15 protein-coding genes are annotated in these 14,940 nt (G+C 44.7%); 2 read left to right on the forward strand and 13 right to left on the reverse strand.

The features are described 5' to 3' along the window. Positions 1 to 118: 118 nt before the first annotated feature. The 3 genes from NYE42_RS20340 to NYE42_RS20350 form a co-directional block, all read right to left on the reverse strand. A complete protein-coding gene (locus NYE42_RS20340) occupies positions 119 to 2,122 on the reverse strand; it encodes a molybdopterin-dependent oxidoreductase (RefSeq protein ID WP_033574261.1) in 2,004 nt (667 codons plus the stop codon). A 46-nt stretch (positions 2,123 to 2,168) separates the two neighbouring features. After that, entirely contained in the window at positions 2,169 to 2,375 is a 207-nt protein-coding gene (locus tag NYE42_RS20345; protein WP_004392973.1) for a DUF951 domain-containing protein, read from the reverse strand. A gap of 85 nt (positions 2,376 to 2,460) precedes the next feature. Next, positions 2,461 to 3,486 carry a hypothetical protein gene (locus NYE42_RS20350; protein ID WP_088005468.1) on the reverse strand — a complete coding sequence of 342 codons (1,026 nt, stop codon included), beginning with the start codon at positions 3,484 to 3,486 and terminating at the stop codon, positions 2,461 to 2,463. A gap of 143 nt (positions 3,487 to 3,629) precedes the next feature. Between NYE42_RS20350 and NYE42_RS20355 the strand changes: the two genes are divergently transcribed. Both NYE42_RS20355 and yyaC read left to right on the forward strand, forming a co-directional pair. Then, complete coding sequence (locus NYE42_RS20355) at positions 3,630 to 4,133, forward strand: GNAT family N-acetyltransferase (RefSeq protein WP_039253102.1); 504 nt, start codon at positions 3,630 to 3,632, stop codon at positions 4,131 to 4,133. A 174-nt stretch (positions 4,134 to 4,307) separates the two neighbouring features. Further along, entirely contained in the window at positions 4,308 to 4,922 is a 615-nt protein-coding gene (gene yyaC, locus NYE42_RS20360) for a spore protease YyaC (RefSeq protein ID WP_004392969.1), read from the forward strand. Between the two features lie 29 nt (positions 4,923 to 4,951). Here yyaC and NYE42_RS20365 read toward each other — a convergent pair whose 3' ends face one another. The 10 genes from NYE42_RS20365 to rpmH all read right to left on the reverse strand — a co-directional run bounded on the left by NYE42_RS20365 (position 4,952) and on the right by rpmH (position 14,320). Further along, positions 4,952 to 5,803, reverse strand: coding sequence for a ParB/RepB/Spo0J family partition protein (locus NYE42_RS20365; RefSeq protein WP_004392966.1), 852 nt, complete (start codon positions 5,801 to 5,803; stop codon positions 4,952 to 4,954). Continuing rightward, the gene (gene soj, locus NYE42_RS20370) at positions 5,796 to 6,557 is read right to left on the reverse strand and encodes a sporulation initiation inhibitor protein Soj (RefSeq protein WP_007409899.1); all 762 of its coding nucleotides are present in this window, start codon (positions 6,555 to 6,557) and stop codon (positions 5,796 to 5,798) included. The genes NYE42_RS20365 and soj overlap by 8 nt, the downstream gene beginning before the upstream one ends. A 298-nt stretch (positions 6,558 to 6,855) precedes the next feature. Beyond that, a complete protein-coding gene (noc, locus tag NYE42_RS20375) occupies positions 6,856 to 7,707 on the reverse strand; it encodes a nucleoid occlusion protein (protein ID WP_007409900.1) in 852 nt (283 codons plus the stop codon). 121 nt (positions 7,708 to 7,828) lie between these two features. Next, positions 7,829 to 8,548 (reverse strand): 16S rRNA (guanine(527)-N(7))-methyltransferase RsmG, encoded by a 720-nt coding sequence (rsmG, locus tag NYE42_RS20380; protein ID WP_007409901.1) that lies wholly within the window; start codon positions 8,546 to 8,548, stop codon positions 7,829 to 7,831. A gap of 13 nt (positions 8,549 to 8,561) precedes the next feature. After that, positions 8,562 to 10,448: a tRNA uridine-5-carboxymethylaminomethyl(34) synthesis enzyme MnmG gene (mnmG, locus tag NYE42_RS20385; RefSeq protein WP_007615086.1), complete on the reverse strand. Its 1,887-nt coding sequence runs from the start codon at positions 10,446 to 10,448 to the stop codon at positions 8,562 to 8,564. A 16-nt stretch (positions 10,449 to 10,464) separates the two neighbouring features. Next, on the reverse strand, positions 10,465 to 11,844 hold the full coding sequence (gene mnmE, locus NYE42_RS20390) for a tRNA uridine-5-carboxymethylaminomethyl(34) synthesis GTPase MnmE (RefSeq protein WP_007409903.1): 1,380 nt from the start codon (positions 11,842 to 11,844) through the stop codon (positions 10,465 to 10,467). A gap of 289 nt (positions 11,845 to 12,133) precedes the next feature. After that, positions 12,134 to 12,775, reverse strand: coding sequence for an RNA-binding cell elongation regulator Jag/EloR (jag, locus tag NYE42_RS20395; RefSeq protein ID WP_052828068.1), 642 nt, complete (start codon positions 12,773 to 12,775; stop codon positions 12,134 to 12,136). Beyond that, on the reverse strand, positions 12,772 to 13,521 hold the full coding sequence (gene spoIIIJ, locus NYE42_RS20400; protein WP_007409906.1) for a YidC family membrane integrase SpoIIIJ: 750 nt from the start codon (positions 13,519 to 13,521) through the stop codon (positions 12,772 to 12,774). The genes jag and spoIIIJ overlap by 4 nt, the downstream gene beginning before the upstream one ends. Before the next feature lie 160 nt (positions 13,522 to 13,681). Next, complete coding sequence (rnpA, locus tag NYE42_RS20405) at positions 13,682 to 14,032, reverse strand: ribonuclease P protein component (protein WP_004392944.1); 351 nt, start codon at positions 14,030 to 14,032, stop codon at positions 13,682 to 13,684. Between the two features lie 153 nt (positions 14,033 to 14,185). Beyond that, positions 14,186 to 14,320, reverse strand: a complete 135-nt coding sequence (rpmH, locus tag NYE42_RS20410) for a 50S ribosomal protein L34 (protein ID WP_003178075.1) — start codon at positions 14,318 to 14,320, stop codon at positions 14,186 to 14,188. Between the last annotated feature and the right edge of the window lie 620 nt (positions 14,321 to 14,940).

Genomic DNA, 14,940 nt, shown 5'->3' on the forward strand with positions numbered 1-14,940 from the left:
CTCCTCTATATCAAACCATCATCGTATAAACGTATTGTAAACCTAGAGCAATTATAAGGAGGTTCATAGGAAAAGACAAGCTGAGAAAAAAGCATTTCCCGCCCTCTCTCTCCTTAGATTATCCTTTTTTAACCGCTACCAGACAGTCAAAAAGCGTACTTCCCATTCCATTATCGGAATTTGAATCCTTTGTGAGCATATTGACGGAGCCTCCGAATGCCGCCCACATGCCTTCATCTATATTCACCGTCTTCAGGTGAGCCTGCTTCATGATTTTCACCCTGCCGCGCAGACTGCCGCGGTCATTGTACACCTCTGCCGTATCTCCGTCTTGAAGTGAAAGCTCCTCGGCGATATCCGGCGACAGGTCCACCTGAATCTGCTGAAGCTTTTCAATAAACGGCACGTGCTGTGAATGATTGGAGCGCTGCGGGTGAATGGACAGCAGCGTATACGGATATTTCCCGGCCAGTCCGGCGTCATGATAAACAGACTCCTCCGGCACTTCCAATTGAGGGAGGCCGCTGTATCCTTTCTCTTCTGCCAGTGACGAGACGAATTCAAATTTTCCGCTCGGGGTTAAAAATTGAAAATCACTCCACGGAACCTGTTTGACCGGAAGCGGCATATGTCCTTTTTCCTTTAATTGCTCAAGGGTGATTCCTTCTTTCTCCAAAGAAGAGAGCCCCATTTTCAAGAAATCTTCCGTACTGTAATCAAAGAGCTCCCCGAATCCGAGACGCTTTGCGAGCTCCGTCCAGATCCAGCGGTCTGATTTTGCCTCTCCCTGCGGTTCCGCAAGCTTCTTGCCATATTGAACATAGTGATGATACATGCTGGAATAATAAATATCTTCCTCTTCGAAAACAACGGCTGTCGGCAGCACATAGTCACAGAGCTTCGCCGTATCGGTCATGACCGAATCAATGGCCACTGTGACCGGTGTTTTTTCAAATGCTTCCTTCACTTTTTTTGTATTCGGCACCTGTGTCAGCGGATTGCCGCACGTCACGATGATCATCTCAATCGGCGGATCGGCTGCATTCAGCGCCTCTTCGGCTTGAGTCATCATCGAAAACGTTCTCGAACTTTTCTTCAGATCAGGACGGGTGAGCTCGGCCTTTGCAAAGCTTTCACCGACTTGCACATTTCCGAAGTTTGCGCCGCCTCCTTTGATACCGACATTTCCGCTCGCCGCAGCTAAAGCGTCAATCCACCGTATCGTCCCGCCCCCGTTTTTATATCTCTGCATCCCAAGACCCATAAAAGTGGAGGCGGGACCGTCAGCATATAAATCAGCAAGATATTCAATCACTTCTAAAGACGTTTCTGTTTTCTCAATGATCTCCTCAATAGAAATCGTCTGCAGAAGCTTTTCTATTTCTTCAAAACCGACCGAATGCCTTTGAATGAAATCGGAATCGGTTCTGCCGGTTTGGCATAATATTTTTAAAACACCCGCCGCAAGCCAGCCATCCATGCCGGGTTTAACGGATATATAACGATCGGCAAGCTTGGCAGTCGGGTTAAAAATAGGATCAATGACCGTCAGTGTCGCTCCTTTTTTCTTCACCTGCTGCAGATGATGATAGAGGTGCATATTCGTCCGGGACACGTTTCTGCCCCATACGATCACATGCTTGCTGTGATAAATATCAAGCGGTCCATGCCCGTAAGAACGCCCGAAATCCCAGCGCTGCGCTTCAATGCCGGAACCCCAGCAAATGCTGCCCGCAATCTCCGTCACACCGCCGTATCCATTGAAAAAACGCTGGTCGAGCGCCTTCAAAAGACCGTTATTGGCGTAATCATGACTGTGCAGCACTGCGGCAGTGCCCAACGTCTCCTTAATCACCGCCATTTTTTCAGCAATTTCATCTAACGCCTGCTCCCAGGAAACGCGGACAAATTCGCCGTCTATCTTTTTTAAAGGAAAACGAAGCCGTTCCGGCGCATTCGTTTTCGCCTCCAGCATTCTGCCACGGCCGCAAATTTTCCCTTCTGTAATGGGATGATTCGGGTCTCCGTCTACTTTCGTCACCTTTCCATCCTCAACTGTCACCAAAAAGCCGCAGCTGTCCCAGCAATTCAGCGGGCACGCTGACTGATGCACTTTGCTCATCGGGCCTCTTCCTCTCCTCTATATGAAAAAGCATGAGCGCCAGCCCTTATGATGTAGGCTCCTCATGCTTGACGAGTACTTTTTTCAGCTTTCTCTCAAAATCTCTTCTCGGAATCATGACACTGTGGGAACAACCCGTGCATTTAATCCGAATATCCATTCCCATCCGAATGATTTTCCACCTGTTTTCACCGCAAGGATGCGGTTTCTTCATTTCAACAATATCATTCAGGCCAAAGTCTTTATCCGCCAAGACCCTTCACCTCTCTCCATAGACTGCTTTATTTATTGTACAAAAAAAAACAGGATAAGAGCAACGGCCGCACTCAAAATGAGCATTATACTTTTTTCCATCTCCCTAAAATAGGGTAAAGAAGAAGACATACCAGCAAATAAAGACTTAAAAGCCCGTAAATAGGATATAAAATGGCGATCAAATCTGAAAAACCGATTGTCGTAAAAGGCACCATCACAGCTAACAGAAGAGATACGAGCGTCCATCTCGGCAATTTCACAAATGCAAGCATGCGGCTGGACAGCCCGAACAGACCGGTCACGGTTGTCGTATAGATGGCTAAAAAAAGCACGGCGGCCATACAAAGAAATAACGGATAAGGAGCGCCTTCAAGGACGGCGAAAAGAGGAATCTCATATTGTGTAAGACTGCCTGAAAGCTGTACAAGCGTTTCATTGTAAACAAATGAAATCATACCGAAAATCAGCCCACTTGCAACGCTTGCGATTTTCGCTTCTCCCAGTCCCTTCATATCTTTTCCGATTGAAGAAAGAACAGCGACAACAGAAAGGATGTTTAAGGACGTGAAGGTAATGCTTGCCGGCCAATTATACTGGCGGGTCAAATCTATCGTCCACGTGTAATGATGGGTTGTCTGAAAAAAGACCAATGCATATAACAGCCCCGCTACAAGAATCGGTATCAAAATACTATTCAGAGATAATATTCCTTTTATATCCCAAAAGAATAAACCGACGGTCACAATGCAAAGAAGAAAAATACCGATCCAAAACGGCAGTTTGTACATTTGCAGCGTCACACCGCCGCCGGCAATCATAACCATCGTCATTGAAAACAAATAAAACATAATAAGCACATCATAGACTTTAGCAAGAGCCGGCCCCATCAGATGCTCAAGCACAGGTAAAAAGTGCGTTGATTGAACCCGATAGCTGATCTTCAACACAATATAAGCCGAAATCGTAAACATGACTGTAAACAATACAATAGCCAGTCCGCTTTCGACACCGAAAAACTGCCATATTTCCTGCCCGCTTGCATACCCAGCCCCAATCTGGCTGCTTAATATGAGCAGCATCCACTTCATCCCGGCTCTCCACACCCTCATCACCTCATAAAATTTCTGATCATCTCCGCATATTGCTACTATATTGAGTGACAGCGGCAATCATTCATACAAATGGGACAAATATGGTATGTTAATACAGATTGACTATTCAGAAAAATTCACTTATGCAAGGAGCTCAAACCATGTACATCAGGCATTTAACCGCAAATGATACCCAGCCTTATTCCGATATCAGGCTCAAAGCTTTAAAAGATTACCCGGACGCATTTGCCGTCAGCTATGATGAGGAGAAAGAATGGCCGTCCGAAAAATTTAAAGCCAGGCTTGAAGCCGACAATGCCACCGTGCTTGGCGTCTTTGAAAAAGACAGACTGATAGGAATCCTCAAGATCTCCAAGCATCCGCTGTTTAAACTAAGACACATTGCGGTTATCGGTTCTATGTATATTTCCCCCAAACACCGAGGGTCAGGCGCGGGAAAAGCTTTAATGACGGAAGCCATCAGCCGAGCAAAAAAGATGAAGGACACAGAACAGCTTCATCTCTCTGTTACCTCAACAAATGAACCCGCAAAAAAACTCTACGCCCAGTTAGGATTTATTCTCTTCTCTACAGAAAAAAGAGCGCTGAAATTAGATCATCAGCGATATGTCGATGTAGATCAAATGGTCTTATTTCTTTCATGAACTTAGAGAACAATCGCTCTGGGTTCTTTTTTCTATCCCGCTCTTTTCAAACAACCGGCATGCTGATCACGACATAAGCATAAAAAAAGGAAGCGCTGGATATACTGTAAACAACCATACAACACCAAAAACAACAATGTAATACTCGTATGACATGACAAGGAAGTGAACCTTATGAATCGAAAAGGCGGGCTTTTTTCTCAAGAACGGGCAAAACAATATGTATCTCATACGGATTCTTCTGCTGCGAATCAAATACAAGCGATCCTTACTTCATCTTTACGTAAAGCAGCCGGCAGACCGTTAGTCACCGTGTGTATCGGCACAGATCGGTCGACCGGAGATTCATTAGGTCCGCTCGTAGGAACAAAGTTAGAAAAAATGAATTTAGGCAGATTGCACGTTTACGGCACGCTGTCAGATCCTGTTCACGCCGTCAATATGAAAGACAAGCTGAAAGATATTCAACATCTACATAAAAATCCGTTTATTATAGCGGTTGATGCTTGTTTAGGCCGCGTCAAAAGCGTAGGGTCATTTCAAATCGGCGATGGGCCGCTGAAGCCCGGAGCAGGTGTTCAAAAAGATCTTCCTGAAATCGGTGACGTCCATATCAATGGAATCGTCAATGTCAGCGGGTTTATGGAGTATTTTGTCCTGCAGAATACGAGGCTTCATCTTGTTATGAGCATGGCAAATGTTTTAGCAGAGGGGTTACAGCTGACAGATAAATCAGAAGGCCGGCAGGAACGGCTCAGTCCGTTTCATAAGCTGACAAGACGTATATAAAAAACCATCTTTTTTTAAAAAGATGGTTTTTACGCTTCTCTTTCAGACAATAGTTCTAGGATACGTTCAAGATCTTCATTTGAGAAAAACTCAATCTCAATCTTCCCTTTTTTCTTTTGTCTCTTAATATTTACTGTTGTTCCGAAGTAATTTTGCAAATACGATTCCCGCTCTTTTAACACCACATCTTGAACAGGTTCTTTTTTCTTTGTTTCACGTGGAACATTGTTATTTAACTGCTGAATCAGCTGCTCAAGCTGACGGACGTTCAGCTGTTCTTCAACCACTTTCTTCACAAGCGGTTCAAGCTTGTTTTTATTTTTCAAACCAAGCAAGGTTCTGCCGTGTCCCATGGATAACGTACCTTCTGCAATGAGGTTCTGGATGCTTTCCGGCAGTGTCAGCAGTCTTAAATGGTTGGCAATATGAGGCCTGCTTTTTCCGAGCCGTTTAGCGAGCTGTTCCTGGGTTAAATCCAAATGCTTCAGCAGTGAGTCATATGCCAGAGCTTCTTCAAGCGGTGATAAGTCTTCACGCTGAAGGTTTTCCAAAAGAGCGATTTCCCGCATCAGCGATTCAGATAAATCCCGCACGATAGCCGGCACTGTCTCTTTACCGGCAAGTTTTGCGGCGCGGTAACGGCGTTCGCCGGCTACAATATCATAGCCCTTCAATGATTTTCTCACGATAATGGGCTGAAGAATGCCATGCTGAATGATGGATTCCTTCAGTTCAGCTAATGACTCATCGTCAAATTGTTTTCTTGGCTGATAAGGATTGGGACGTAAATCACTGATTTTAATCTCTTCCACTGTCTCTTCAGACAAATCAACCTGATTAAACAACGCGTTAATCCCTTTTCCGAGCCCGCCTTTAGCCATTCGCTGCCACTTCCTTTGCTAAATCTAAATATACTTCCGCACCTCTCGAACGCGGATCGTATAATATGATCGGCTTGCCGTGACTCGGCGCCTCACTTAAACGGACATTTCGAGGAATAATGGTTTGATACACTTTATCTCTAAAGTATTTCTTTACCTCTTCTATCACTTGAATGCCGAGATTCGTTCTGGCATCAAGCATCGTCAGAAGCACTCCTTCTATCATTAAGTCGGTATTTAAATGTTTTTGCACAAGCCGAACTGTATTTAATAATTGACTCAATCCTTCAAGAGCGTAGTATTCGCACTGAACCGGGATAACGACTGAATCTGAAGCGGTAAGCGCATTAATCGTTAATAACCCGAGAGACGGAGGACAATCAATAATCATGTAATCGTAATTTTGTTTCACTGATTCTAATGCTCTTTTCAGCCTGACCTCCCGTGAGATCGTCGGAACCAATTCGATTTCCGCTCCCGCAAGCTGGATCGTGGCCGGAATGACATCTAAGTTCTCTACTGAAGTCGGTTTAATAATATCTGTAACATCTGCATCATCTACTAAAATGTCGTACACACAATGATCCACATCGGCTTTTTCAATCCCTAATCCGCTCGTTGCATTGCCCTGCGGATCAATATCAACAAGAAGAACCCTTTTACCTATGTAAGCCAAGCAAGCCCCCAGATTAACAGAAGTCGTCGTCTTCCCGACTCCGCCTTTTTGGTTCGTAATTGCTATGATTTTTCCCACGATGTCACCTACCTTCACATGAACATATACTGTCTTGTTTCTATCTTATCAAAAAAAGAGTAAAGCGTTTTATTTTTTTCATAATTTGTTTATCAGCAAGTGAAAAAAATGTAAACGAAAAAGACACTTTCTAATATAAGTTCTCCGATAAAGTGACTTTTTTGACTGTAAAAAGACAATTCACGACAAAAAAAGATAAAATTTTACATTTATAATACATAGTGCAGAATACATCTATTATTATCTCAAAATAGTTTTTTGACCTAAATAAAAACTCCCCTGCTGATCAGGAGAGTTTTTATTTAGGTATCCGAATGGTAAGCTGAATGTACTCTTCGAATTCTTCTTCCTCAGTATTCAGTCTGACGCCGCTGTCTTCCACCATGGACAAGGACTGGCGAATCGTATTCATCGCAATTCTTGTATCCCTGCTGAACGCTTTGCGTCTCGGCTTTGGTTTCTGCTTATTCTGTTCAAGCATTTTCACCACTCTGTCTTCCGTCTGCTTGACGTTTAAGCTTTTCTCAATGATTTCCGCAAGCAATGTGACCTGAAACTCCGGCTGTTTGAGCGGAATCAGTGCTCTTGCATGACGTTCCGTAATTTTTTTCTCCATAATCGCATCCTGGACGGGTTCCGGGAGCTTTAACAATCGGAGCTTGTTCGCAATCGTTGACTGGCCTTTTCCTAAGCGCTGCGCCAAGGCTTCCTGTGTTAAATCATGAAGTTCTAACAGCCTTGCGTACGCATGAGCTTCCTCAATGGAGGACAATTCTTCCCTTTGCAGGTTTTCAATCAAAGCGACAGATGCTGTTTCCGTATCAGAAAAATCTTTAATAATTGCGGGAATCTTCTCCCATTCAAGCGTCTGTACCGCTCTCCAGCGCCTTTCACCCGCAATGAGCTCATATTGTCCTTCATCTTCTGTATGTCTGACAACAATCGGCTGAATGATGCCGTGTGTATGGATAGTCATTGCTAACTCTTTGATTTTTTCATCTGAGAAAATGGTGCGTGGCTGAAAACGGTTGGGAACGATAGCATGTACCGGTATTTCGAGTATCTCTTCTTTGTTTGTATCATGCTCAGCTATCTCCGGTTCCTCTTCCTTCTCACCAAACCCGAAGAAACGAGAGAATGAATGCTTCATGTACCTACACCACCTTTAAAAACTGCCATTTTTATAATTCTATTTTCTCATGGTTTTTCCTGCTGTATCTTCATCAATTTTGCAGAAAATATGATGGAATTGTCACATCAGGCTGTCTAAATTACCCTTCAATTGGCGATTTATTTGGAGTACCCGGTTTTCTCGGATATTTTTTCGGAGTGCTTTTCGTCTTACGAATGATCATGATGTTCCGTTCACTTTCTTCAACAGGAAGTGTAAAGGAATGAACTTGTTCAAGCTCTCCTCCCAATACTTTAATCGCCTTTTGCCCCGCTTTCAGCTCTTCATCAGCTGCTGCTGCTTTTAGTGCCGCAAATACGCCGTTTTTCTTGGCCAGCGGCAGACAAAGCTCACTCAGGACCGACAGACGCGCCACCGCACGGGCCGTCACGAGATCGAAGCTTTCCCGTACGTCTTTCCGCTGTCCGAATGTCTCCGCTCTGTCATGGACAAATGTCGTATGCTCTAATTGTAAAGCATCAGAGAGAGTTTCCAAAAACGTAATCCGCTTATTCAGTGAATCGACGATGGTGACATGCAGATGCGGGAAGCAGATTTTGATGGGCAGGCTTGGGAAACCGGCGCCGGCGCCGACATCACAAAGAGTGGTAACCTTTTCAAAATCAATATAAAATGCCGCCGTTATCGAATCATAAAAATGCTTGAGATAAACTTCCTTTTTCTCAGTGATAGATGTCAGATTCATTTTTTCGTTCCATTCCACGAGCATCCGGTAATACAACTCGAATTGCTCCAGCTGGCGGTCAGAAAGGGAAATCCCTTTCTCCGCTAAACTGGATGTAAATTCCTCTATATTCATGCCGTCATCCTTTCTATTCAGCTACCTTGGCAATACGGCCCTGCTCCAGGTATACCAGCAGGATTGAAATGTCTGCCGGATTGACGCCGGAAATACGGGACGCTTGAGCAACTGATAAAGGACGCACTTCTTTCAGCTTTTGACGGGCTTCAGTAGCAATTCCTTTAATGGCGTCATAATCAATCCGATCAGGGATTTTTTTATTTTCCATTTTCTTCAGCTTTTCCACTTGCTGCAAGGATTTTTCGATATATCCTTCATATTTCACCTGAATTTCCACTTGTTCCGCCACATCTTGCGGCACCGGAGAATCTGCAGGCGCAAGTTTTGTCACTGTTTCATAATTCATTTCCGGACGTTTCATTAAATCTGTGCCGCGCACTCCGTCTTTCAGCTCGCTTCCGCCGAGTGAACGGATATATTCCTGATTCTCAGGAGACGGCTTGATAATAACAGACCAGAGACGTTTTTTCTCCGCCTCGATCGCCGCTTTTTTCTTCTCAAACGCTTCATAGCGCTCATCAGAAATTAAGCCGATATCGTGGCCGATTTCCGTCAGACGAAGATCCGCGTTGTCGTGACGGAGCAGCAGTCTGTATTCCGCCCGTGAAGTCAGCAGACGGTACGGTTCATTGGTTCCTTTCGTTACCAAATCATCAATCAATACACCGATATAAGCATCGGAACGGCTGAGGATCACTTCTTCTTTTCCAAGCGCTTTGCGGCCTGCGTTGATCCCTGCCATAATTCCTTGCCCGGCTGCTTCCTCATAACCTGATGTACCGTTAATTTGACCGGCCGTGTACAGGTTAGGGATTTTTTTCGTCTCCAGTGTAGGCCAGAGCTGCGTCGGTACAATCGCGTCATACTCAATCGCGTATCCGGCTCTCATCATCTGCACCTTTTCCAGTCCCGGAATGGTCGCCAGCATCCGCTGCTGCACGTCCTCAGGAAGACTCGTGGATAAACCTTGAACGTATACTTCCTGCGTATTTCTGCCTTCTGGCTCAAGGAAAATCTGATGACGCGGTTTATCATTAAACCGAACGACTTTATCTTCAATCGAAGGGCAGTATCTCGGTCCCGTTCCTTTAATCATACCGGAATACATTGGCGAACGATGCAGGTTGCTGTCGATGATCTCATGAGTCTCAGGACTCGTGTAAGTCAGCCAGCAAGGCAGCTGATCGGTAATGTATTCAACCGTTTCATATGAGAAAGCGCGCGGAACCGGGTCCCCCGGCTGGATTTCTGTTTTGCTGTAATCAATGGAATCGCTTGAGACACGAGGAGGCGTACCCGTTTTAAAACGGACGAGATCAAAACCGAGCTCCTCTAAGTGCTCAGAAAGTTTAATAGACGGCTGCTGGTTATTCGGACCGCTTGAGTAAGACAGATCACCGAGAATGATCCGCCCTCTTAAATACGTTCCGGTTGTCAGCACGACCGTTTTTGCCTTATATTCAGCACCGGTTTGCGTAATGACACCGCGGCACTCTCCGTCTTCAATGATTAAACGCTCGGCAATCCCTTGAAGAAGTGTCAAATTCGGTGTTTTTTCCAGCGTATGCTTCATTTCGTGCTGATATTGGAATTTATCCGCCTGCGCACGCAGCGCCCGTACGGCCGGACCTTTTCCTGTATTCAGCATTCTCATTTGAATATGCGTTTTATCTATATTTCTAGCCATTTCTCCGCCGAGCGCATCAATTTCGCGGACGACAATCCCTTTCGCGGGGCCGCCGACAGACGGATTACATGGCATAAACGCAACCATATCAAGATTGATCGTCAAAACAAGCGTTTTGGCTCCCTGGCGCGCGGATGCGAGGGCAGCCTCAACACCGGCATGCCCGGCGCCGATGACAATCACGTCGTATTGGCCTGCTTCATACCCCATGGTTTTTTCCTCCCTTTTATTTACCTAAACAAAATTGTGAAAAGAGCTGATCAATTAAGCTTTCGTGGACGGCATCACCGATGATTTCGCCCAGCAGCTCCCAGCACCTTGTCAAATCAATTTGCACCATATCAATCGGAACATCCTGTTCAATTCCGTTCAGCGCATCATCAATCGCTTGCTTTGCCTGATGCAGTATCGAGATATGACGGGTGTTGCTGACATAGGTGAGATCTCCGCTTTCGATCGCTCCTGTATAAAATAGCGACTGAATCGCTTCCTCTAAATCTTGAATGCCTTCTTCTTTCAGCAATGAGGTCGTGACGACAGGCCGGCCTTTCGCCAGTTCCTTGACGCGCTCAGCGTCAATCTTAGCCTCAAGATCCGTCTTATTCATAATGACAATGACGTCCATTCCCTCAACCGCTTCAAACAATTTCACATCTTCTTCAGAAAGCTCTTCGCTGTGGTTAAGCACAAGCAAAATGAGATCCGCTTCCTTCAGAACCTGCCGTGACCGTTCCACACCGATTCTTTCGACGATGTCTTCTGTCTCACGGATTCCGGCGGTATCGACAAGCCGAAGCGGCACGCCTCGGACATTGACATATTCCTCAATCACATCACGCGTCGTTCCCGGAATATCGGTTACGATCGCCTTCGTTTCATGGACAAGGCTGTTAAGCAGAGAGGATTTTCCGACGTTCGGACGGCCGATGATCACGGTAGACAGTCCCTCACGCAAAATTTTCCCCTGCTCAGACGTACGGAGCAGCGCCTCGATTTCTTTCTTCACGCCGCTTGCCTTCTCCACTAAAAGCTGATGCGTCATTTCTTCGACGTCATCATATTCCGGATAATCTATATTAACCTCAACATGGGCAAGTGTTTCTAACAACTCATCACGCAGACGGCGGACAAGCGCGGAAAGCCGTCCTTCCATCTGGTTCATGGCGACATTCATGGCACGGTCCGTTTTGGCCCTGATCAGATCCATCACCGCTTCCGCCTGTGAAAGGTCAATCCGTCCGTTTAAAAATGCGCGCTTCGTAAACTCACCGGGTTCTGCCAGTCTCGCACCTTCTCTTAAAGCAAGCTGGAGCACCTGATTAACCGTCACAATACCCCCGTGACAGTTGATTTCAATGACATCTTCCCTTGTGAATGTTCTGGGCGCTCTTAAAACAGACACCATGACTTCCTCAATAATCCGTCCCGTCGTGCTGTCCGCGATATGCCCGTAATGAATGGTATGCGATTCTGCCGAACTGAGCGTTTTGCCTTTCGGACCCTTGTACATTTTGTCGGCGATCTTTACGGCTTCCGGGCCGCTCAGCCGAACGATCGCGATCGCGCCTTCACCCATCGGAGTTGAAATCGCTGCAATTGTATCCATGCTGTTCACCTCTCTTTATCTCTGTTTCCATCTATATAAAAAATTTTATTTACGCCAAAATTAAAAGATAACATAGTTTGGTTTGAAGTGGAAGATACGTTATCCACAAAGGCAGAAATTCATCCCTTATTACTTTAACTTATCCACATGTGAATAACAATTAATTTTATTTCCTAAAACCTTTTTTATCAACAGCATAGACCGAAAAAGAAAAAACTTAAACGCCAAAAATGCGATTCTCCTTAGGAATAGAGCCATTTTTACCAATAAAAAAACCGAAGTTCCGATTTTACCCGGACTTCGGTTTTCTGCTATCTTTATGGGAAATAACGAGATGGCGGTACCGGCCTTCACCGGTAGAAAACGTTTTGATATTTGGATGCTTTGACAGCGCGTCATGGATAATTTTTCTTTCACCTGACGGCATCGGTTCTAAATGCACATCTTTTTTCGTTTTCGACACTTGCTTGGCCAGCCTGTTTGCCAGCTGCTCCAGAATTTCTCTTCTTTTCCGCCGATAATTCTCAGCGTCGACAACGGCTTGGCGATACTGGCCGGAGCCGCGGTTCAAAACAAGCTGCGTCAATGTTTCCAGGGCATTGAGTGTTTGTCCTCTTTTGCCAATAAGCAGCGCCGCTTTTTCACCTTTAATGTGAAAACAGACTGTTTTCTTGTTTTCTTCCGTAACAATCTCAGAAGGTCCGGCAATGGAATGTATGATTTCTTCCAAATACGCTTTCGCTTCATGAACAGGATTTTTTTTCTCTTCCAGTTCTACGATCGCATTCTTTTTTCCGAAAATACCCAAAAACCCTTTGTATTCTTCTTGCACCACCGTTATTTCTACTTGATCTTTCGTCAGTTGAAGTTCCTGAAGGCCTGATTGAACTGCTTCTTCGACATTCCGTCCCGCAGCAGTCACCTTCTTCACTTTTTCTTTCCTCCCGCTTTCTGCGTTTCCGGATCATGTTTAATGTCAGGTCCTTTAATAAGGAATGTCTGAGCTATCATAAACAGGTTTCCGACTACCCAATACAGAGAAAGCGCGCTCGGGAAGTTGATCGCAAATACGATGATCATGATCGGCATAATCCATACCATCATTGCCATTTGAGGATTCTGAGTCGGATTTCCGGCCATCATCAGCTTCTGCTGGACAAAAGTGGCCACACCGGCAACGATAGGAAGAATATAGTAAGGATCCTTCTCTCCTAGGTCAAACCATAAAAAGCTGTGCTGTGAAATGGCTTGCGTACGCATAATGGCGTGGTAGAATCCGATCAAAATCGGCATTTGAATCAGGATCGGGAAACATCCCGCCAGCGGGTTTACCCCGTGCTTTGAAAACAGGGCCATCGTTTCCTGCTGAAGCTTCTGCTGCGTTTTTTGATCTTTAGAGCTGTATTTTTCTCTGAGCTTCTGCATTTCAGGCTGCAGCGCCTGCATCGCTTTTGAGCTTCGAAGCTGCTTGATCATCAGCGGCAGAATCAGCAGACGAATTAAAATCGTAACGATGATGATCGATAAACCATAGTTATCGCCCGTCAGTTTCGCTACGTACGTAATGACTTCTGACAATGGATACACAACATATTTGTCCCAGAAATGCGGACTATTCGCCGTAATCGGCTCTTTCACACTCGAGCACCCGGCCAGCAGCACGAGCATACCGACCATACTCAGTAGTAACCATATTCTCCTTTTCAAGAACGTTTCCTCCTATACCAATCTTTATGAACCTTGTATGTATTTTAGCATCTTTCAGTTTCAAATGGCGTTCATTTTTCGCCAAATAAAAGGAAGCGCTTTTAAAAACGTGAAGAAAACAAAATATGAGCTATTTTGACGAAGATTTCTTATATAATGAGGTTTTTCTGAATAAGTGCTGCAGACTCTTTTTCGTTTCTTCAAAACTGAGGTCGCCGGCGGGTTTTCTTGCGATAATAATAAAATCTTTCGGCTTGAGCAGCTCTTTTTCCTCCTGAACAGCCTGTCTGATTAACCGCTTCACCCGATTGCGCACGACGGCATTGCCGATTTTTTTACTGACAGAAAGCCCTACCCGGAGCTCTTCCTGTTTCGGCTGATCAAGCGTATACAGCACGAACTGGCGGTTTGCCATAGACGTTCCGCGTTTAAACACTTTTTGAAAATCTTCATTTTTCTTTAACCGATTTCGCTTCTTCACTTTAATTCACTCCGATATTCACTCGCAGAAACTTTTATTACTATCTAAAAAAAACGGGCCGCCGGAATACTGAAGAAATTTCTCCAGTACCGGGCGACGCATGACATCTCACTCTCTTAATGTGAAAAAAGACCACTGACATTATTCAGTGGCCTAAGCTGATAATACTTTTCTGCCTTTGCGGCGACGGCGTGCTAATACTAGACGACCGTTTTTTGAACTCATACGGCTTCTGAAGCCATGAACTTTACTGCGTTTACGGTTATTCGGTTGGAATGTTCTTTTCATTTATGACACCTCCCTCGAGGAATAGCTGTTAAAGACAGTCTTACTTATTATATTTGTGCTGCCTATTCATTGTCAACTTCAGCAGTGCTTTTATTTCTTACAACCATAATAGGATAACATACCTTAACCAGTTTAGAAACCTTATTTTTCATATTCCTTTTTTTAACGCAAAAAAAAGCCGCGCTCCCCCGGAAAAACGACATGTGGATAATTTTTTGGCCTTTTTTTAATATCCACAGTCGTTATCGACAACATTTTCACATTGCTAACCCCTGTGGACAAAGATTTTTCAACAAGTTGTCAGGTTTGTGGATAAGATTACGAGAACCATTGCAAGTCCTCGCTTAATTTGATATTATATTTGTGTTTTAACTCTTAATTACTTATCCAGCCCATTCTCTTTATCCACAAACTGTGGATAAGTTGTGGATTGTTTTCACACAGCTTGTGTAGATTGTTGTCCACAACTTGTGGAATTTGTCGAAAAGCTGTTTTTCTACTATACTATATGTTTTCAACATTTCGTGTGTACGAATGGTCAGAGCCATATGCTCTTTTTTTGTGTTCTATAACAGGAAAAGGGCGGGGATTTTTAAAGAAAAGGAGGGCTGTGCCGGATA

Source organism: Bacillus sp. FSL K6-2865, from assembly GCF_040311405.1.
GTDB lineage: Bacteria > Bacillota > Bacilli > Bacillales > Bacillaceae > Bacillus > Bacillus velezensis.